Annotated in this window: 20 protein-coding genes; 9 read left to right on the top strand and 11 right to left on the bottom strand. The window is 52.2% G+C overall.

The genetic code is table 11. The annotated features are described in order from the left end of the window. Positions 1–3 precede the first annotated feature (3 nt). From IEX98_RS16875 to IEX98_RS16850, 6 genes are all read left to right on the top strand, one after another. A complete protein-coding gene (locus tag IEX98_RS16875) occupies positions 4–1,437 on the top strand; it encodes a bifunctional metallophosphatase/5'-nucleotidase (RefSeq protein ID WP_188890387.1) in 1,434 nt (477 codons plus the stop codon). A gap of 152 nt (positions 1,438–1,589) precedes the next feature. Further along, entirely contained in the window at positions 1,590–2,708 is a 1,119-nt protein-coding gene (locus IEX98_RS16870; protein ID WP_188890386.1) for an HD-GYP domain-containing protein, read from the top strand. Positions 2,709–2,920: 212 nt separating this feature from the next. Then, positions 2,921–4,048 carry a radical SAM/CxCxxxxC motif protein YfkAB gene (yfkAB, locus tag IEX98_RS16865; RefSeq protein WP_188890541.1) on the top strand — a complete coding sequence of 376 codons (1,128 nt, stop codon included), beginning with the start codon at positions 2,921–2,923 and terminating at the stop codon, positions 4,046–4,048. Positions 4,049–4,099: 51 nt separating this feature from the next. Next, positions 4,100–5,434, top strand: coding sequence for a hemolysin family protein (locus IEX98_RS16860; RefSeq protein WP_188890385.1), 1,335 nt, complete (start codon positions 4,100–4,102; stop codon positions 5,432–5,434). 2 nt (positions 5,435–5,436) lie between these two features. Then, positions 5,437–6,468 (top strand): sporulation integral membrane protein YtvI, encoded by a 1,032-nt coding sequence (gene ytvI / locus IEX98_RS16855; protein WP_188890384.1) that lies wholly within the window; start codon positions 5,437–5,439, stop codon positions 6,466–6,468. Positions 6,469–6,509: 41 nt separating this feature from the next. After that, positions 6,510–7,181, top strand: coding sequence for an HAD family hydrolase (locus IEX98_RS16850; protein ID WP_188890383.1), 672 nt, complete (start codon positions 6,510–6,512; stop codon positions 7,179–7,181). 226 nt (positions 7,182–7,407) lie between these two features. On the opposite strand, the gene IEX98_RS16845 is transcribed toward IEX98_RS16850, so the two are convergent. Genes IEX98_RS16845 through IEX98_RS16820 form a run of 6 tightly spaced genes read right to left on the bottom strand, consistent with a single transcriptional unit; the run spans position 7,408 to position 14,169 of the window. Then, positions 7,408–8,586 carry a YheC/YheD family endospore coat-associated protein gene (locus tag IEX98_RS16845; RefSeq protein WP_188890382.1) on the bottom strand — a complete coding sequence of 393 codons (1,179 nt, stop codon included), beginning with the start codon at positions 8,584–8,586 and terminating at the stop codon, positions 7,408–7,410. Continuing rightward, the gene (locus tag IEX98_RS16840) at positions 8,543–9,040 is read right to left on the bottom strand and encodes a GNAT family N-acetyltransferase (protein WP_188890381.1); all 498 of its coding nucleotides are present in this window, start codon (positions 9,038–9,040) and stop codon (positions 8,543–8,545) included. Before IEX98_RS16840 ends, IEX98_RS16845 begins: the two co-directional genes overlap by 44 nt. 2 nt (positions 9,041–9,042) lie before the next feature. Next, entirely contained in the window at positions 9,043–10,197 is a 1,155-nt protein-coding gene (locus tag IEX98_RS16835) for a YheC/YheD family endospore coat-associated protein (RefSeq protein ID WP_188890380.1), read from the bottom strand. After that, entirely contained in the window at positions 10,197–11,573 is a 1,377-nt protein-coding gene (locus IEX98_RS16830; RefSeq protein ID WP_188890379.1) for a YheC/YheD family endospore coat-associated protein, read from the bottom strand. The genes IEX98_RS16835 and IEX98_RS16830 overlap by 1 nt, the downstream gene beginning before the upstream one ends. Beyond that, the gene (locus tag IEX98_RS16825; protein WP_188890378.1) at positions 11,570–12,793 is read right to left on the bottom strand and encodes a YheC/YheD family endospore coat-associated protein; all 1,224 of its coding nucleotides are present in this window, start codon (positions 12,791–12,793) and stop codon (positions 11,570–11,572) included. Before IEX98_RS16825 ends, IEX98_RS16830 begins: the two co-directional genes overlap by 4 nt. An 11-nt stretch (positions 12,794–12,804) precedes the next feature. Then, positions 12,805–14,169: a YheC/YheD family endospore coat-associated protein gene (locus IEX98_RS16820; RefSeq protein WP_188890377.1), complete on the bottom strand. Its 1,365-nt coding sequence runs from the start codon at positions 14,167–14,169 to the stop codon at positions 12,805–12,807. A 224-nt stretch (positions 14,170–14,393) separates the two neighbouring features. Between IEX98_RS16820 and IEX98_RS16815 the strand changes: the two genes are divergently transcribed. Beyond that, positions 14,394–14,684, top strand: coding sequence for a hypothetical protein (locus IEX98_RS16815; protein WP_188890376.1), 291 nt, complete (start codon positions 14,394–14,396; stop codon positions 14,682–14,684). Between the two features lie 108 nt (positions 14,685–14,792). On the opposite strand, the gene IEX98_RS16810 is transcribed toward IEX98_RS16815, so the two are convergent. Continuing rightward, on the bottom strand, positions 14,793–15,137 hold the full coding sequence (locus tag IEX98_RS16810) for a helix-turn-helix domain-containing protein (protein ID WP_188890375.1): 345 nt from the start codon (positions 15,135–15,137) through the stop codon (positions 14,793–14,795). Positions 15,138–15,319: 182 nt separating this feature from the next. Here IEX98_RS16810 and IEX98_RS16805 point away from each other — a divergent pair, with 182 nt between their 5' ends. Both IEX98_RS16805 and IEX98_RS16800 read left to right on the top strand, forming a co-directional pair. Then, the gene (locus IEX98_RS16805; RefSeq protein ID WP_188890374.1) at positions 15,320–15,802 is read left to right on the top strand and encodes a hypothetical protein; all 483 of its coding nucleotides are present in this window, start codon (positions 15,320–15,322) and stop codon (positions 15,800–15,802) included. Positions 15,803–15,830: 28 nt separating this feature from the next. Continuing rightward, positions 15,831–17,165, top strand: a complete 1,335-nt coding sequence (locus IEX98_RS16800; protein WP_188890373.1) for a DRTGG domain-containing protein — start codon at positions 15,831–15,833, stop codon at positions 17,163–17,165. A 215-nt stretch (positions 17,166–17,380) separates the two neighbouring features. Here IEX98_RS16800 and IEX98_RS16795 read toward each other — a convergent pair whose 3' ends face one another. The 4 genes from IEX98_RS16795 to IEX98_RS16780 all read right to left on the bottom strand — a co-directional run bounded on the left by IEX98_RS16795 (position 17,381) and on the right by IEX98_RS16780 (position 19,457). Further along, positions 17,381–17,563, bottom strand: coding sequence for a hypothetical protein (locus IEX98_RS16795; protein WP_188890372.1), 183 nt, complete (start codon positions 17,561–17,563; stop codon positions 17,381–17,383). Between the two features lie 673 nt (positions 17,564–18,236). Beyond that, entirely contained in the window at positions 18,237–18,533 is a 297-nt protein-coding gene (locus IEX98_RS16790; RefSeq protein ID WP_188890371.1) for a YtpI family protein, read from the bottom strand. 81 nt (positions 18,534–18,614) lie between these two features. Further along, positions 18,615–19,127 (bottom strand): hypothetical protein, encoded by a 513-nt coding sequence (locus IEX98_RS16785; RefSeq protein WP_188890370.1) that lies wholly within the window; start codon positions 19,125–19,127, stop codon positions 18,615–18,617. A gap of 3 nt (positions 19,128–19,130) precedes the next feature. Continuing rightward, positions 19,131–19,457 (bottom strand): YtrH family sporulation protein, encoded by a 327-nt coding sequence (locus IEX98_RS16780; RefSeq protein ID WP_188890369.1) that lies wholly within the window; start codon positions 19,455–19,457, stop codon positions 19,131–19,133. Positions 19,458–19,502 lie beyond the last annotated feature (45 nt).

The following is a 19,502-nucleotide window of genomic DNA, read 5'->3' as shown; positions in this document are numbered from 1 at the left end:
GGTATGGACAGACAATATGTTGTAATCCTTCATAGCAATGATATTCACAGCCGCCTGGAGAATGCCGCGAAAATCGCGACTTATATTGAGCAGGAGAGGGAGCACCACGGCAGCGATCGCCTGCTGGCTATCGATATTGGCGACCATATGGACCGGATACGGCTGGAGACGGAGGGCAGCGACGGGAAAGTAAACGTCGCTCTGCTGAATGCGGCGGGTTACGAGGCAATCGCGCTGGGCAACAACGAGGGGCTCACCTATGCCCGGGAGGAATTGGCTGAAGCGTACAGCGATGCGAAGTTTGCCGTTATTGGCGCCAATATGCCGGAGACGTACACGGGCGAGCTTCCTCCTTGGCTTGTGCCAAACGTTATTGTTGAAAAAAACGGAATCAGGATTGGGCTGATCGCCGTTACCGCCCGTTTTACAGACTTTTATTCGCTGTTGGGCTGGGACTTAACCGACCCGCTGGAGGCGGTTCGCGAGCAGGCAGAGCAGCTGCGGGGACGCGTAGACGTCGTTGCTGTGATGTCTCATCTAGGAATCACTCTCGATAAGCGGATGGCTGAGGAAGTGGACGGCATCGATCTGATCATGGGAGCACACACCCATCATTTGCTGGAGGAGCCGCTTGTCATCGGCGGAACAACTGTCTGCGCTGCCGGCAAATTCGGCGAGCATGTGGGGCGCGTTGTCGTCGAGCTTATGCCCGGCGACAAGCGCCCCCGGTTCCACGTGTCATGCGTGCCTACGGCCGCATTCGCGGAGCAGGCGGAGGCCGCCGCAATCATCGGCGGCTACCGCGAGGCGGGCATGCGCCGCCTGAGCCGGGTCATTGCCCGGCTCGAGCAGCCGCTGCCCGCGCTGGCCGAGCGAGAATCGCCGCTCGGCAACATGCTGGCCGCCGGCCTGCGCCGCCATGCCGATGCCGAGATCGGCATCGTCAATACGGGGCAGCTGCTTGGCGGCCTGCCGGAAGGCGACGTCACAGAGGGGCAGCTTCACGCCCTCTGTCCGTCGCCGATCAATCCTTGCCGGATGAAGCTGACCGGCAAGGCGATCCGCACAGCGCTGGAAGAGGCGCTGCTGCCCGAATTCACCTCGAAGCCGATCAAAGGCTACGGCTTCCGCGGGGAAGTGCTGGGTTCGCTTGCCATCGATGGCATGACGATCGAATATGATCCGGAGAAACCGCCGTACGAGCAGCTTGTCTCGGTGCTGGTTGGCGGAGAGCCATTGATTGACGAGCGGGATTATGTCGTCGGCTGCATTGACATGTTCACCTTCCATATTGGTTATCTGACGCTGGGAGAAGGACGAGAAATCGTCTATTATTTGCCGGAATTTATACGCGACGTCATTGCGGCAGAGCTGACGGATTCCAAGGCTGTGGAGGCAAGTCGCGTTGAACATTGGAGAATGGTGTCGAATAAATGAAAGAAAATGGTTGCGATAACAATTCATTTCCCTTACAGTTAATTTACGAGTCGTTTATTCCGATGTATATAGTAGATGGATATGATGCAAATGAAATCGAAGCCATATAGCGTTGAGAGTGAAAATTAACGATAAGGGGAAGGATCGAGAAAATGCGGTTGGTGCCATTATCGCAATGTCAGCCGGGTATGAGACTGGCCAAAAAGATTTTCTCCGGTGACGGTCTTGTACTCTTAGGTGAAAATGTTGAGTTGACGAGCAGGTTGATTACCCGCTTGGAGCAATGCGGCATTTTTTATTTGTTTATCGTCGATCCAAGGACAGAAGATATCGTCATGCCCGAACTCATCGGTGAAGAAACGATGCGCCACGCTTTGAAGGAAATCCGGACCAATTTCCGCTATATGATGGACCGGCCAAAGCGTAAGAAAGGGGTCACGTACCCTTACATAGCGCAGCCCTTCAAACAGATGATGAGCAACATTATTGATGATTTGTCCGGACATAAGGATGCCATGATCATGCTGATGAACATGGGCACGGTGGACGATTATTTATATCAGCATTCTTTGAACGTATGCGTCTATACGACGCTGCTCGGCACCGCGTATGGCTACTCCCGTGAAGAGCTGATGACGCTTGGGATGGGTGCGCTGCTGCATGATATAGGCAAGACGCAAATTTCGATGAATGTGCTGAAAAAGCCGGATCAGTTGACGGCCGAGGAATTCGGCATGATGAAAAATCATGCGAAGATCGGATTTGAGCTGCTGAAGGACGAGCCCAATTTGCCGCTTATCGTGGCGCATTGCGCGTTTCAGCATCATGAACGGCTGGACGGAAGCGGTTATCCGCGCGGAATCAAGGGCGATGAAATTCATGACTATGCCAAATGGATTGGCCTGGTCGATTCCTACGATGCGATGACCACAAATCGCGTATACCGCTCGCCAATGCTGCCGCATCAAGCTATCGAGCTGCTGTATGCAGGCACGGGAACGTTGTATGAGCAGCATATGGTTCAGCTGTTCCGGGATAAAGTCGCGATTTATCCGATCGGCATTACCGTTACGCTGCATACTGGGGAGAGCGGCGTCGTCATCGATTTTAATACGGCATACCCGCACCGGCCGATTATTCGGATTCTCAATAACGAGGCAGGCGAAACATTGGCCGTCCCTTATGAGGTTGATTTGTCGAAGCAGCTTTCGACAATGATCGTCGGTGTAAATGGCGAGAAAACTGATGTACAGCTTGCGTCCGGCATTTAATCGATAAAGGAGGCCTACAGGATTTAGATCCCGGGCCTCCTTTTTTTGTATGAAAAACGGGAATAGCCGTTAAAATAATTAATAATTTTCCGCTTGAAATGGCCGAATTTCGGCTTCTCTTGTTTGCTTCCTTTCTATAGGGACATTACAATAGAAATAATCATGAAAATTGATAAATCAAGTTTAGTCAGGTGCTGATACGAATGAATACGATGGATTTGCAACATAGAAAAGAAGTGCTGCCCGCGTTAACCCCGCAGAATGATCCTTGGGACCCGATACGCTCGATGCAGAAGTTTGGAAGGCACAAGCTTACGAGCGTCGAGATGACAGTTTCCAATCTATGCAATATGCGCTGCGAGCATTGCGCCGTGGGCGATACGCTCGTCATGGCAGAGCCGGCCAAAATTCCTCTGGAGCTCATGATTAAGCGGCTGGACGAGGTAGAGCATCTGGAGACGATCAGCATTACGGGCGGAGAGCCCAGCTTCTCGGACAAGACAGTCAAAGAATATATGGTTCCGCTGCTGCAGTATGCGAGAAGCCGGGGAATTCGCTCCCAGATCAATTCCAATGTGACGCTTCCATACAGCCGGTACGAGCAATTGGCGCCTTACCTTGACGTCATGCACATTTCCTTCAATTACACCAATGCCGACGATTTTCATCAAATTGGGTTCGCGAAGGCCGGACATTCCGTCCCTCGAGAGGCGGCGGTCCGCATGTATGACCGTATGATCGACAACACACGCAAGCTGGTTGATGCTGGTGTTCTGGTCTCGGCAGAGTCGATGATTAACTACCGGACGCATGACAAAATTGATGAAATTCATCGTCTCATTATGGATATGGGCTGTCAGCGGCATGAGGTTCACCCGATGTACCCAAGTTCATTCGCGAAAGACTTGCCGGCCATTACCCGCTTAGAGATGCGGCGTTCGATCGAGAAGCTTCTGGATACCCGGGACCCGTCAGTCTGGATGCTGTTCGGCACGCTGCCGTTCTACCATTGCAGCGATGATGCGGAGGAGCGGGCGTTGCTGAAGCGTCTCTCTGCGGAGCCGAATGTGACCGTCCGTAACGACCCGGACGGCCGCAACCGTCTGAATGTCAATTTATTTACCGGCGAAGTGTTCGTTACCGACTTCTCTGACGTTCCCGCTTTCGGCAACATCGGAGGAGAGAAGCTGGACGACTTGTTTGACAGATGGCTGGATCATGAGCTTGCCAAAAGCGTCAACTGCCACTGCCCGGCCGCATCTTGCTGCGGTCCGAACTTGCTCGTGAAAGATATGTACTATAACGAAATTGATTTCCACCAGCGACGAGCTGTGCTATAAACAACACAGCCCAACCTTCCATCCGCTAGGCAAAGGAGAGAACGATTCAGGGTGCATACGGAATTCGTATTTGGAGACATCGTGCTTAATTTGCTTCTCGTCTTGTTCCTTGTCCTGCTGAACGGTTTTTTCGTAGCGGCAGAATTTTCTTTCGTCAAAGTGAGGCAGACCCGGCTGACGCAGCTTGCCAATGAGGGCAACTCGCGGGCGGTGACTGCGCTTAAAGTAAACCGGAGACTCGACGCCTATCTATCGGCTACGCAGCTCGGAATTACGCTTGCCTCTCTTGGCCTTGGCTGGGTAGGAGAGCCTGCAATATCAGAGCTGATTGTCGAGCCTCTGCTTCATAAATTCGGTGTTGCTGACCCGACGTTGATCTCTACGCTTTCGATCGCCGTCGGGTTTTGCGTCATTACGTTTCTGCATATCGTTCTAGGCGAATTAGCGCCAAAGTCGCTCGCGATTCAAAAGTCGGAGCAGGCGTCGCTATGGCTTTCCAAGCCGTTATCGTTGTTTTACAAGCTGTTCATGCCTGTCATTTGGCTGTTGAACGGGGCAGCCAATTCGCTGCTCCGCATGCTGCGGATCGAGCCGGCAAGCGAGCATGACGCCGCACATACGGAGGAGGAGCTTCGGCTGCTCATGAACGAGAGCGCGAAAAACGGCATTTTGGACAAAGATGAAATGGCGCTCTTTGATAATGTATTTGGATTTTCCGACCGCCTGGCCCGCGAGGTCATGCTCCCGAGAACCGATATGGAATGCTTGTACAGCAACCGCTCCTTCGCAGACAATTTGAAGCTGGTCTATGCAACAAAGCATACTCGTTATCCTGTCGGCGTCATCGATAAAGACGAGATTATCGGTTTCGTACATATTACCGACCTGCTGACCGCCGATCCCGATGAAGTACATGAGCTGGAAGCTTTTTTACGTCCGATACTGACCGTGCCGGAGTCGATGGAAATTAGCGATGTGCTGAAGCTGATGCAGCTTCAGCACTCTCAGCTTGCGGTCGTTGTTGATGAATACGGAGGCACGGCAGGGCTGCTGACGACGGAGCGGATATTGGAAGAAATCGTGGGCGAAATTCATGGGGAATTTGATACGGCTCTTCCGAGTATTGTAGTAAAAGGGGACGTGACCTCTGTGGACGGGCGGATGCTGATTGAGGAGGTCAATGACCTGCTCGGCACCGACCTTGAAGCAGATGAGATTGATTCGATCGGCGGATGGATGTTCATTCGGCTGGAGGGCAATCCGGCGAAAGGAAAACGGCTGGAGCACGGCGGTTTTTCGTTCGAGGTTGCGGAATGCAAACGGCTTCGCGTGACTCGCGTACATATTCGAAAACGGAAGACGAAGCAACAAGGAGAGGAGGAGTAAGCTTGTCGATCAAAGCATTGGTGATGCTCGCGGTTGGCCTATTGTTGCTTTATTTGCTTTTTACCGTTGGCGCACCGTTTTTGCTGGCCTTGGTTGTCGCGATTTTCATGGAGCCGCTGACGAAATTATTCATCCGGAAATTCCGGATGAACCGGCTCATCGCCTCGACGATATCCAGCACGCTGTTTACGATTATACTGCTTGGATTAATGGGACTGCTGGGCGTGAAAATCGTTACGGAGCTCATCGCATTCGCTCAGCGCGTGCCCAATTACGTGGGAGATGCCAACAGCTACGTAACCCAGCTGATGGATGAGGCGGAGACGCTATACAACCATCTGTCGCCGGATGCAGTCGCTCAAGTAGAGAAATGGCTGACGGGACTTGGGAATACGGTAACGGGAATGGTCAAGACATTGTCTAGCGCCGTTATATCATTCGCTTCGGGTATTCCCGGCATGTTCATTTTCTTTATCGTTTTTTTGGTGGCGGTCTATATGTTCGGCTACAGCCTGAACACCATGAAGGCTTCCGTCTTGTCGCTATTCGAGGAGAAATCCCGCTCGCAAGTGAATCAAGTGCTGGACAATTTGAAGGGATCGATTTTCGGCTTTCTCCGCTCGCAAATTATTTTAAGTGCATTAACCTATGCGATCTCTATTGTCGGCTTGCTGATCCTGGATATCAAATATCCGCTGGCGATTGCGCTGCTGATCGTCGTCGTTGATATTATGCCGATATTGGGCACCGGTTCAGTGTTAGTGCCTTGGGGCACTTATCTGCTCCTTACAGGAGATGTGCCGACTGGCATCGGCCTGTACGTTTTGTTCTTGTTCATTACGGTCTTCCGCCGGATTATCGAGCCGAAAATTTTGGGTGATGCGGTCGGTATCGGTTCACTGGCCGCCCTCATCAGCTTGTATGTCGGATTTAAGCTGGTTGGTGTTATTGGCGTATTTCTCGGGCCGCTTGTTATCATTATTTATATGGCGGCACGCAAAGCAGGCTTGTTCAAAATCAGCATTAAGCTTTAAGCTTTAAGGCTAGCGAAATGCAAAAAAGGGGAAATTTCATCATGTCTACTTTCGATCGCCCGGAAGCGATTATTTTTGATATGGATGGTACGCTGTTTGAAACGGAGACCTTGCTTCGTTCGGTACATACGAGACTTTTCGATACCCTTCGCGAAGAGGGGCTGTACACCTATGAAACACCGCCGATCGAGAGTGTTCTGGCTTGTCTCGGCATGCTGCTTGATGACATATGGCGGAAAATTATGCCGGAGAGCACGGAAGCCGCCCGCAAACGCGCGGATGAGCTGTTTTTGCAATATGAGGTCGAGGAATTGGCAGCGGGAAAAGGCAGCTTATATCCCGGGACGGCCGAGACGCTGGCTGCGCTTAAGGCAAGCGGAATCAAGCTGTTCGTCGCCAGCAACGGGCTGGAGTCCTATGTGAAGGAAGTTGCCAGGTATAAGGGGATCGCTGAATTTTTCGACGGCTTGTACAGCGCGGGCGAATACAAGACGACAAGCAAAGTGGATCTGGTCGCTAAGCTGTTATCCGATCATGAGCTCAATTCGGCATGGATGGTCGGGGACCGTTCCTCTGACGTGGAAGCGGGCAAGCGAAACGGATTGATCGTAATTGGCTGTGCTTATGCCGGCTATGGCCGGGATACAGAGCTGGACGGAAGCGATGCGTTAATTGGCAGCATGGCGGAATTGCTCCAGTTAGCGAACGGTTAGTGGAAAATTGGCCAGAAAGAAATTCTGGCCAATTTCTAATAACTCAATGAGAATCAAAATGCAAATCTGCATTTTGATTGGTAAATTTTATGAATTTGATCCCGCCATAGAGTTTTTCCTATCCGTACCGAAAAAAGGTGTCCCGCAGTCTTTCACGACTTTGGGACACCTTTCTTATAATTAGGTCAGCTGCTGGCTTGTATTCAGAAGCTTTTCATGCCTCGCCTTACGTAGCGGCGGATGAAGACGGATTGCTGTTTTTTTCTTCCACGGCAGCCGAAGAAGCGCTATTGCGCTTCGATTTTCGCTGCTTCTTTTGCCCGTGAAGCCATAATGCATATTCCAGCGGCCGGACAATCGCCTTGCGGTACGTTTCTTTGTCTCCCGCCTGGACGAACACTTCCCGAGCAGGCTTCGGATTAACCTCCAGCATCCAGATGCGCCCCTTCTGATCGATGGCGAGGTCCAGTGCAAGCTCGCATAACCTGCCATAGCAAAGCTCGAGATATTGGGCGACGCCAACGCCAAACTGCTCGGCTTCGGCGATCACCTCCGTTACCCGCTCCTCGCTGTTCAGCCATTGCTTCAGCAGTACCTCCATCGGCACGGCATGGCCGCCGCCATGCAGGTTGGAGGTCACGCTGCCTGCCGCTCCAACCCGCCCTGCACAGCCTGTAACCTGCCACTGGCCTTCGCCGTTCTTTTGCACGAGCATCCGGTAATCATGCACACGTCCGGTGGGCAGCTTAAGCTGCAGCCCTTGCTGGGCGAGATATCGATTTCCTTTCAAATCCCAGCCGGACAAATAGCCGCTCAAGGCGGCGGCAGAGATTCGTTTCGGGTTGATGATCCGGCGCGAAAGATCCCGGCCCTGGATGAGCAAGCTGCCGCTTCGCTTCCGTTCAATACGCAAAATACCGCGTCCTCCTGTTCCGTTTATTGGTTTCAGGTACAGGAGCGGATATTTGCGCAGCATCTCCGAGACGTCCTGGACGCCTTCGACCATTCGGGAAGCAGGCAGATAGCTTTTGAACCTGGAGTCCTTGGTCAATATCCGGTGGATCGTCATCTTATTGCGCAGCGGACGATTTAGAAAGGTGAGATGTCCGTAGCTCTTGCGAAATTGACGCAATTGCTCAAAGCGATACGTTCGCTGGATGCGGCAGCGATCGAATATCATCGAGGGGAATGAGGTCCATTTGCGCTTCCATTTGCGTTCCTCCGGCTCATAGACGAGCGAATGGATGCGGTTCTGTTGGTAATTGACGTCCTTGGGTGTAAACACGATGACATTGAGACCAAGCTTTCGCCCGGCGACCGTCATCTTCTGGTAGATATCACGCTCTTCCAAATGACCGTTCTCATTCATGTAGAGCGTCAATATTCCGAGTACAGGCTGCGTCATCGTTGATTCTCCTTTCAAAGCGGAGCGTCGGCTTGCCTGTCGGGCCGGTATGCATGGATACGGCGGTGAGTCCTAGACGAAAGCAAAGCGCCATACTCGGCACATTGTCGGCCGCGACGTTGCAAGTCAGCTTGCCTAGCCTGTCGATCATAGCGCGGAGGAGGGAGGAGCCAACGCCGCTGCTTCGCGCTTCGGGATGGACGACGATAAAGCAGCCGCGCTCGCCGCCATCCGCGGCGAATGCGAGCCCTGCCAGCCGTCCGCCGCGTCTTGCAAGCACTACGACGGCGCGAGGGTGTGGCGCGCCTTTGGCATCCAGCATATCCGGATCGAGCATCCGCAAGGCATGCAAGGCTGCAACCGTCAGCCGCTTCTCCCCGAATCGTACGGCAAATCCGAGAAGTCTTTTTTTCTCTGACATCCATTGCTCAGGGGTAAGCAGCTGCAGTTCCATCCCTATGCGCCTCCTGCTTTCTCTGGCTTCTGTTTGGTTAGATAAGAACTGTATTGAAAAATGCGCTCCAGCGACTTTTGCCGGATATGCGGTTCATCGAATTTCATTGGCTTGGAATTAGCTTCGAACAGCCAGATGTTGCCGGTGCTGTCGATGCCCAGATCCATGGACATCTCTCCAAGCAGCTGGCCAGAGCCCCGTTCGATCTGTCTGGCTATCATCAATGAGGTCTGCTTTGTTTTTATTAGTATTTTACGCGCTTGCTCGGCATTAAAAGAACTGACAAGCAGCTTCTCGGGATCTTCAATCATTCCGCCGCGAGGGACATGAGTCGTAATGCTGGAGAAGCCCGCAAGCCGGGCTCCGATGCCAGTGACCTCCCATTTGCCGCGTTCATTTTTTTGTACGAGAGTACGCAGGTCAAATCGGCGGTCATTGTAGGAGGCGAGCTGGATGCCCTGCTGGGCGATATAAGCCTCGCCCGCACTTTGCTTCTGGATGCGGGTCCAAAGCTTGCCCAGCGTAGCGCAGTTGTAAGTGGCGCTTTTGCGGTCCTCTTGGATTTTCAGCAGATAGGGCAGCTGCTTTTCCGGCTGAAGCTTGATCGTCATAATGCCTTTTCCCGCTTTGCCGCTTTCCGGCTTCAAATAAATATAAGGATGCTTTTGCATCATTTTGCCTAGCCCCGATACCGTCATCAGCTTGCGAGTCGTTGGAATGAAGGGCTTCGTTGTTTTCGATTGACGGAGCCATTCGAACAAAGACCACTTGTTGAAGAAGGAGGGATTAAACAACTTTACGCGCGGATCCTTCGTGCAAGCGGTTATTTTATTCCGGACAGACTTCTGCATCTCATCCTCGCGCAGCGGTATCCGGTTGTAGATAATGTCTGGAAAAGGCATGAGCCGCTGATGCCAGACCTCGCCCGCTTCGTCATACACATAGCCCTTTAGGCTGGAACGGCTTAAAAATAAATTTTTGGCGGTCAGCACATAGACGATGAATCCGTACTGCTGTCCCGTCCGGATCAAATCGGCGAAATTGCTGCGGTTGCCTCGGAACAGCTGCAATTCGTCATCAATCGTCAAGATGGCGAGCACAGGCCGGCCGGCCCGGATTTCCGCCACGCTTTCCTGTTCCGCAGTTAAGCTCTCCATCAGTCATCCCCTCCTTGAAACTTGCTCAAGTACAGGCAGTGCTCAATGATGTAGTCGACGGAGGCGCGCCCTTCGGAGCGGAGGGACGGATGCTTGAAGATCGAGCGGCCTGGTTTGGCATTCGCCTCGAACATCCAGATCTCGCCGTCCTTGTCTATGCCGATATCAAGACCAAGCTCGCCCAGGCGATGCGGATAGTTGCGCTCAATCGCCTCAGACAGCCGGATCGCAACTTCTTTCGCTTTGATCAGCACCTCGCCTGCTTTGTCGTTAAAGGTCCGATTGAGCGCCTGTTCCGGCGTCATAAGCGAGCCGCCGTTTTTAACGTGGGTCGTTACGCTGCCCCGGCCAGCTTTTTTCGCTCCGATGCCCGCAGGCACCCATTCGTTTTTGCCGTTTTTGTGCATATGAAACCGGAAGTCGATTGGACAGCCGTCAATTTCAATCAACCGAATGCCCTGTTGTACGACATAGTTGCCCAGTGTGCTGCCATGGCGGGCGTGGAGCATCCGCATTAAGCTATTGAAGTTGGTGAAGCGCAGCAGCACGTTGCGGTCGCCCTTCCGGTAACGGGCGAAATAACCGCGCTTCGGATGGTAGGTCAAACGGTAGATTCCGATGCCCAGACTGCCGGCAGTAGGCTTGAAATAAAGAAAGTGATGCTTTTCCAGCAAGCTTTTTATTTTATCCGAGGTTGGCGCAGAGAGCGATTCGGGTAAATGCTGCAGCGCCTCGGGATCATTGTCGAGCAGCTTGTAGACATCTGATTTATTGAAGAAGCTCCAGTTGAAAAACGGAATTTTGCGGCGGACGAACCGTTCTCTCAGCGAACTGATCGTAGCTGACGTCTCGGCCTTCCGGCTGGGAAGCCGATTGTATACGACATCGGGAAGCGGGACGGTTTTGCGGTACCAGCCGCCCTGTGAGTTCAGGAAATAGCCGTAGACGGTTTCTTGCTGCCAATTGATGTCAGAGGGCGTAAAGCCGAACATATAGCCGTTCCGCTCGCCTGAGCGAATGACTTGCTTAATAAAGCCGGTTCGGCTGCCGAATGGCATGCTGTCCGTGGAAGGGGGGCCGCCATCGCTTAAAATGCCGACAAGCGGGCCGAGCTGCACTTCGTTATTGCCGGAGTTCAGGACGAGAATTTGACCTGTCTTCGGAACCCGAATGGACTGCCGGACGCCGGCCGACAAATAAATGTGGTTGCCCTGGCGTTTTACCGTCTTTATGGCTGCGGTAATGACTTCTTTTCCCAGCTTCAAGTGGACGGTTTTTTTGCCTGCTAGCTTCAGTTCTTTGAGCAGCGGATTGGACAAGTAAATCACTCTGTCCGATTGTTGTGAGAAATGCACGTTGCAAGTTGTCGAACTCATGGATGAACCTCCTGAACGTTGTCAGTCCGAAGCCTTTTATGTTGCTCATAGGTACGGCTTATTGCGGATGCGTTGGTTATTAAGGTTGGATACAAGCGTCGCGACAGCAAACGCGCGTATTGGAGCGGCCGTTCGATGGACAGCCGTTCGGCTTCCTTGTCGCCGAGCAGCCTCAGCGATGCTCTTCCGGGTCTTGAATTGACCTCTAGCAGCCAGATCCGTCCGGCAGGTTCGATTCCGAAGTCGAAGCCTAGCTCGGCAAGCCGGCCGAACCGTTCTTCTAGCTTCGGAGCAGCGTGCAGGGAAAGCCGCTCGATTTCATTAAGCATTCGCTTTGCCATTTGTTCCCCGAAGGCATCGGCCAAATATTCGGCAGCGTCCGAGGCGCTGCCGCCCCCGTGAAGATTGGAAGTAAGCGAACCTCCGCTTCCGACTCTGACGGCTGTTCCCGTTAAGGCCCATTGCCCTGTTTCATCCTTTTGGACAAGTGCTCTAACGTCGAATGCTTTGCCGTCCCGTCCCCTCAGTTCCAAATAAGGTTGACTAATATAGGCGGTTGGGCCGATAAAGCGTTCCCCCCATTGTGCTAGGGCGGGCCAATCGTCGAATGCTCTCTTAATCGGAAGGTTACGCTTCGTCCTTCCAACAGCCAGCCATTGTCCTGTTAGCGGGTGAAGCCTAATATGAAGCGCTCCTTTGCCCTGCATGCCCGCAGCTGGTTTAAGAAACAATCCTCCGCTTTTCACTTTCAATTGCGGAAGCAGCTGTTCTAATTCAACAACGGGCTGCGTAAGCGGCAAGCTTCGTGCGAGTGCGGCGTCCTGTCTCAAATAGCTGTAAACCTCCCATTTCGAGGGCAGGCTTCCGTTTAGCGTAATATACCGCTTCAGCTTACGGATCGCTGACAGCGTGGAGCGGCATGCCATCTGTTCCTCTATGCTCACGCAATAGCTTCTGTCATAGACCATATCCGGCAAGGCGCAAGGCTCTGTTCGCCAACGCTTTCCGCTGTACCGGTAGCCGGACAGTTTGCCTGTGCGTTCCTCGAACTGGGCGGGAGTGAAGACAAACAATGCAATCCCGAGCTTGGCTGCGGCGTCGCTTAAACGTTCGTAGAATTTTCTTTCGGGCATGGCTGCGGCGGGATCTGCTTGATCTGCTTGAGCAGGCAAGCCGATTGCTGCCACGAATATACCGAGCTGAACGAGCAATGGAATCATGGCGTCCTCCGCTAAAAGCCCGATAGAAACCGGGAGTATTGAATGACCATCCGCACCGACGGACGGATCTTGTTGTCGGTGAGCGGGGTGTTGTCGTTTTTCGAAGGCTTGGAGTTGACCTCCAGCAGCCACACACGGCCGCTGGTGTCGAGCGCAAGGTCGATGCCAAGCTCGCCGAAATGGGCAGGGATTTGATTCTCAATTCCTTTGGCAATCAATAGCGCTGCTTGCTGCAGGCGGCTGGAGGCATCCGCTTTGCCAGCCGTTAAATTGGATTTCGCGACCGCTTCTCCCACCTTGCTGAGCGTACCGCCTCGTGCCAGGTTAGAGACGAAATGTTGGCTGCCTGCCGTTCGGGCAACAATGGACGTAATGGACCATTTGCCTGTTTTGTTTTTTTGAACGAGCGCACGAAAGTCTACCGGCCGTTTCTGGATTTCAATCAACTGCAGCCCTTGCTGAATTTGATAGCGGACGGTTTTCATTTTTGTCGAGATGGTCGCATAAAGCTTGAGCAGGTTCGGAAACTGCTGGCGGCGGGAACCGGCTGTTGTAGCGAACAGAGCTTGATAACCGGCACCTTCGGCTTTTGAGACGCGAATAATGCCTTTGCCGAGACTTCCGCGAACGGGTTTGAGAAAGACGTTGTCATACCGGGAAGACATGGCTTTCAGCGTCGTATAGTTGCGCAGCAGATGCGATTCCGGCAAATAGCGGCTTAGTGAATTGTCCTTCTTGAGCGCGTCGAATACTTCGGTTTTATCCAGAAACTTTTCGTTAAAGACGGTCGTTCCGTGCTTCTGTTTAATTTCTTTCAAGAAATGCTGGACGTTGGCTTTGTTCTCCAGCTTGCGTGAAGTAAGCCGGTTATTGACGATATCCGGAGCGGGTACGGTCGTTCGCCTCCAGCCGTCGGCATAGACCCAGCCCTCCACGGAATCGGTATTGCTGCCTATATGGTTGGGCGTGAAAAAATAAACATAGCCGCCCTGGGTCGCACAGCCGTCGACGAGCTCCCGGCAAAACATCGTAATGGAGCCAAACGGCTTGTCGGGCGCTCCGGGATAATCACGGCTGATCAGCACGCCGATCAGCGGGCCGAGCAATAACGACGATGAACCGGATTTGTACTGCAGCCTTAACGGTGTGTTTCCTAAAATGCCCATTTTTTTAGCCAAACCCTGGCTAATGCGCATGCCGTCGTATTTGGCGACAGCGATCACTTTCACATGCTGCCGGAACGCTCCGAATTTTAGAATCACCGGCTGGCCCTCTGGAATTTTCCACTGTTTCAGCCAGGTTTCGCCTAACATGAGCGTATCGTCCGGGAGCATGCCGGAGCTGATCACCTGAACGGCAACTTTCGATTTAAGCATCGTAAATCTCCTTCCAAGCAGGAGGATGGCAGGAAGAATGCCTGGGTGTTTTACACGAATTCCTTCATCATATGAGGACATCTATCCCTTGGTGATTCGCCGCTGGGCTGAAATTGAAGTGAATAGGGCCTGCGGTCATAATCGCGGACCGCTGCTCATACAATGGTAGTGCGGACAAGTGCAATGAATGCTTATGGAAGCGAACAAGCTGGGGAGTGAGAAGGATGAAGGGTAAAGGCCGTCATGTATTATATTTAATAGGCGCAATTGCGATGCTAGTCTACGCGCTGCCGAAGCTCGATTTGGGCGCCCCTTGGGGCTTGACGAGCACTTTTGGCATGATTTGGGTAGGTTTTGCGCTGATTGTGATCGCCGCCCATTTTAATGCGCTGCTTCTGATCAACGAGGCCAAGCGCAAGGAATTGGAACGAATCCGCAGAGCGAAGAAGCGGATGTGGGAGCGGCAGCTTCAAGGGGTTGTTGCGGGGCGTTCCCGCGACAGAGTAAAAGGCTGATGCTGATGGACAAAAGAATATTGAAAAAGGCATGGATACTGCCCCCGTGGCGGAGCAGCATCCATGCCTTTTTCTTTCTTTTTACAGCCTTGCGGCGAACTAGACTTGCTATTCGATGTCTTTGAAATGAATCAATTGCTTGACCAGTTTATAGACGGCTTCTTGCTCCTTAAGGGTAAGCCCGTTCATCTGGTACGCGATTTTGTCGGCATAGCTATTGCCGGCTTCCATCGCTTTGGGAGGCGCGCTGTTGACGATAAGCTCAAGCGGGCAGTTAAGCGCTCCTGCAATTTTGCCGAGTACATCGACCGTTGGGCTTTTTTCACCGCGTTCGACTTGGCCCATATAAGATGCATTAATTTCGGCGCGAAGGGCGAGCTGCTCCTGGCTGAGTCCTCTTTCTTTACGTAGATTGCGGATGTTTTCTCCGATGTAATGAGCGAATTTGCTCAAAGTCGTCACCTCAGCCTTAAGATAGTCGTTTAAGTGATGAGCGACAACGTTCTATAGAGCATATAAAAAATAATTACTATAGTCATTGACCAAATTATATGCTTTTTATTATAATTGTGTAAAAAGGTTCTTTCTATAATCATCATTTCCTAAACAGGAACTTTTTACAAGGGGATTTCGAAATGGTAGATGAGTTTGAGTTTTTTCGAAAAGTACAAACTTATTATCAGCATGTGCCGTTCAATGTTCAATTTACATATTGCGTGCTGCATAAGACGCACAAGACGGCGCAGGCGCTTGGCCGGTTTTGCTGCAGGGTGGATCCACATCAGCAGATCGTGGAATATAACATCAGTCTGGAATCCGATTATATATCCAGACCGTTCAGCGAGAAGGTCTCGTTTCTATTCCCGAGCCAATACGCGGAAATTCCATCGCAGCGGATCGTTATCGACCAGGTGCCGCTCTATCAGTTGAGTTATCCCGTTCCGATTCTATACGATTGGAAAGCGTTCATCATAGAAGGAGCCAACGAAGCGATAAGCCCGCATCGGCTGCAGCCGATTTTTGACAAGTACAAACTGACCGGTAAAGACGGCGAACCCGTCGATGCTATGCTTAAGGTCGCCCGCGTTACTGTGGACTGGTATAATGTACAGGGTTGAATGCCATTCATGAGGGAGGAAACGGGGCGTGGAATCCGGTACAGACACAGGAACCAAGCGAGAGCAAATCTTGCAGCATATACAGGAACTAAAGATCGGAACCCGAATATCGGTTCGTGCCATTGCGAAAGAGCTTAGCGTTAGCGAAGGTACTGCTTATAAAGCAATCAAGGAGGCCGAGAACGCCGGGCTGGTCAGCACGAAGGAGCGGATCGGCACGGTACGGATCGACCGCAAGCGCAGGGAGGCGCTCGATCAGCTGACCTTCGGGGAAGTGGCCGAAATTGTCGAAGGACATCTTTTCGGGGGGGCGTCTGGCCTAGAGAAGACGCTGCATAAGTTTGTGATCGGCGCGATGGAACTGGACGATATGCTTCGTTATATCGATGAGGGAAGTCTGCTGATTGTGGGCAACCGCTCCAGCGCCCATAGACGCGCGCTGGAGCAAGGCGCAGGCGTATTGATAACCGGCGGCTTCGAACCAAGCGACGAGGTGAAGCTGCTAGCCGACGAGAAGGAATTGCCAATCATCGCTTCCCGGCATGATACGTATACAGTCGCATCGATGATTAACAGGGCGATGTACGATCGGCTCATTAAGCGTAAAATTATGCTGATTGAGGATCTGATGACGTTCAGCAAGCCGCCCGATGTCATGCGCGCGGACAATACGATGGCCGATTTCCAGCGGCTTGTTCAGGAGACGGGCTATTCGCGTTTTCCGGTCGTTGATGACCGGGGACGTGTTATTGGGATGATGACAGCCAAGGACGCTTACGGGTCGCCGGACACGTATACGGTAGACAAGCTGATGACCCGTCATCCAATAACCGCGGCTCCTAACATTACGGTGACGTCTGCGGCGCATACGATGGCGGCGGAAGGGATTGATCTGCTTCCGGTTGTTGACCGGCACCGCAAGCTGCTGGGTGTTATTACGAGGCAGGAAGTGCTTGATGCGATGCGTTTTGCCGGCAAGCAGCCGGAATCGGGCGAGACGTTCGAGGATTTAATGTGGACCGGGTTTATAGCGGGTGAGGATGCGGAAGGCACTCCTAACTATCGTGGCGTTATTACGCCGCAAATGTCGGGACCTCTCGGCATGGTGTCGGAGGGCGTGCTCGTTACGCTCATGACACAGGCGGGACGCCGCATGATTCGCGATACTGGCAAGCGTGATTTTTTGGTGGATGCGATGACGGCGTATTTCGTTCGTCCGGTTCCTATCGACGGAGAGATTACGATTGTGCCTCGCGCCATGGAGTTGAGCCGCAAGTCGACGAAGCTGGAGATTGAAGTGCTGGATGCCAACGGGCTGGCTGCTAAAGCGATGATGACGGCGCAAATGATTGATCCATATTAGAGTGGTAAGGCTGCTGAGGAAGTTTCGGCAGCCTTTTTTTGTTGCTGGAATTAAGCAAGGCCGGGATCGCTGCGCATTTTGGTTCGTACTGCCGTTCTTATTTCCAGTTACTCATCGCTGCACGATGACCATTGGATAGAACCTGCGAAAAGTCAGCCCAAACTCAAAATGCTCCGCTCTCCCTAATTGCGCGATGAAATTTCCAAGGTAGCCTACTAAGTGCTTAAACACTGGAGGTAACACATCGTAGAGAACGCAAGCATCAGTACGAGCACGAGAACAAGCACCAGCACGAGAACCAGAACCAGAACCAGAACCAGAACCAGAACCAGAACCAGAACAAGCACCAGAACAAGCACCAGAACAAGTACCAGTACGAGGACGAGCACCAATGCCAACCCCCGGCACCCGGCACTACCAGCACACTCAGAGATGCTAGGGAGAAATTTACTTTTAAACAACTGTTTGCAGAAGGAAGCTGCGTATTCGAATGGGGAAGTTTAGTCGGATTCAGTTAATCTGCGCTCGTGAAATTATCATTCACTCATTTGCGGGTCGGATAGCATGGCTAAGCGAATCAAAATGTAAAAGTGCAGGTTGTTGCACGGTTTTTCAACGATTTAGGCCATCAAAATGCAAATGTGCAGGTTGATTGGGTGAAAAAGCATAAATATAGCGATTTAGAAGGGTTTCAAATGTACTTTTGCATTTTGAAGGTCTTTTTGAGCTGTTTTAGGCTCATCAAAATGCACTTTTACATTTTGATTCTGGTAGAGCGCGGAAAGCGAGCGTATGGCGTTCATTTGGCAGCTAGGCAGCACTGCGAGATTACGAGATCGAATTAGCAGCTAGGCGGCAAGGTGAGATTAAGAGATTGAAGTTAGTTTGACGCTTGTCCCATGTGCCACAATCAGTGCGGGGACGGGGTTGAGTGCTGGTTACTGGGACAGGGAGGTAGGGAGGTAGGGAGGTCAGCAGGAGCGCTAAGCAGCTATAGGATAGTGCATGCAGCAGTGCATCGCCAAAAACCAAACCACCCAGCCGGAGTCCGGCTGGGTGGTTTGACATTGCCTATTGCTGCATCGTGCGGAAGATGCTGTGGTTGCGGAGGCCCGCGAATAAATTAAACAGGCCAAGCACGAGGAAAATCGAGCCGATGATGATGCGGGCAGTCGATTCATTGGACAAAAACAGCTGTACGGCGGCGATGAATATGAGCATGACGCCCATGCACATATTCATCCGGGAAGCGTTTAGGCCGCGTGCGCGGGCATCCGGCGAACGACGCGAGCGAAAGCTGAACAGGACGGTTAGCGCAAGCGAAATAATGATGCAAGGCGCGAACACGAATTGAATAATGGAATTCATTGCGGCGAGACAGCTCCTTAACTAGTTATTGACGCTATTGTAGCATGAATTGCCAAATAAGGAGAAATGGGCTGTCCCGAGTTAGCCGGGCGGCCGATCATACAATCGCACTTTGACCCACACTTGAAGCACATTGTCGACGACAAGCATCGTGTTGATCGTTACGGTATAGTTTTTTTCGAGTACGTCGGCATATATTTTTTGACTAAGCAGTTTGCGGGCGAACTGGGCATCCGAATCGATCTCATAGATGCTCTGCCCGATAAAGACAGACAAATCCTTCTTAATCCGCAGCAGCAGCTCAGCCTCGGTTACCTTGTCGAGTACGGGCTTTTTTTTGTCTCCAGCCTCTTCCTCAATACGGGGGACTACGCTTTTGATGACGGTATGCTGCTTGCTCAGCTTCTTCCATTGTTTAATGTCTGATTCGTATTGATCCAGCTTCATCTCCAGATCGCTCTTCAAGCTAATGAGCGCTTCGAACTGAGCGTGGTAGATGGAGCTGTAAACGGCGGCACCGATGATCATCCCCGCCAGCAGCAAACCTAGTCCCCGCATGGCGCCGACATATTTATCGAACTGCGGAACGCGCATCGTTTATGCCGCTCCTTTGCATATCAGCTTGATCAGCTCCGTTCCGATATGCGCGCCGAGAAAAGCAGCCCCGATGTAGCCGATTTGCAGAACGGCGGGGGATAGATGCCCCTCGACAAAGTTGCTTTCAATGACCCTCATCGGATCGATAGAGCCGCCGACCGCGGCGACGATTGCCCATATTTTTAAATTGACCGCGGTGTTGACCATCATCGTCGTCGGCGGGGTGAGTAAGAAAACCGAGCCGACGCCTGCCAGCATGGAGCCGCCAATGACGACACCGAAGGCGATGAAGAAATCGAGTCCTGCTTTCGTTAAAAAGTAATTCAAGCGCGCACACCTGCCTTTTCCTAATAAACCGAAGTGATTGCCTGT

Origin of the sequence: Paenibacillus radicis (ex Gao et al. 2016), assembly GCF_014641555.1 — a bacterium.
GTDB lineage: Bacteria > Bacillota > Bacilli > Paenibacillales > Paenibacillaceae > Pristimantibacillus > Pristimantibacillus radicis.
Note: the sequence above shows the minus strand (reverse complement) of the source record. Positions and strands in the feature narration are given on the sequence as shown.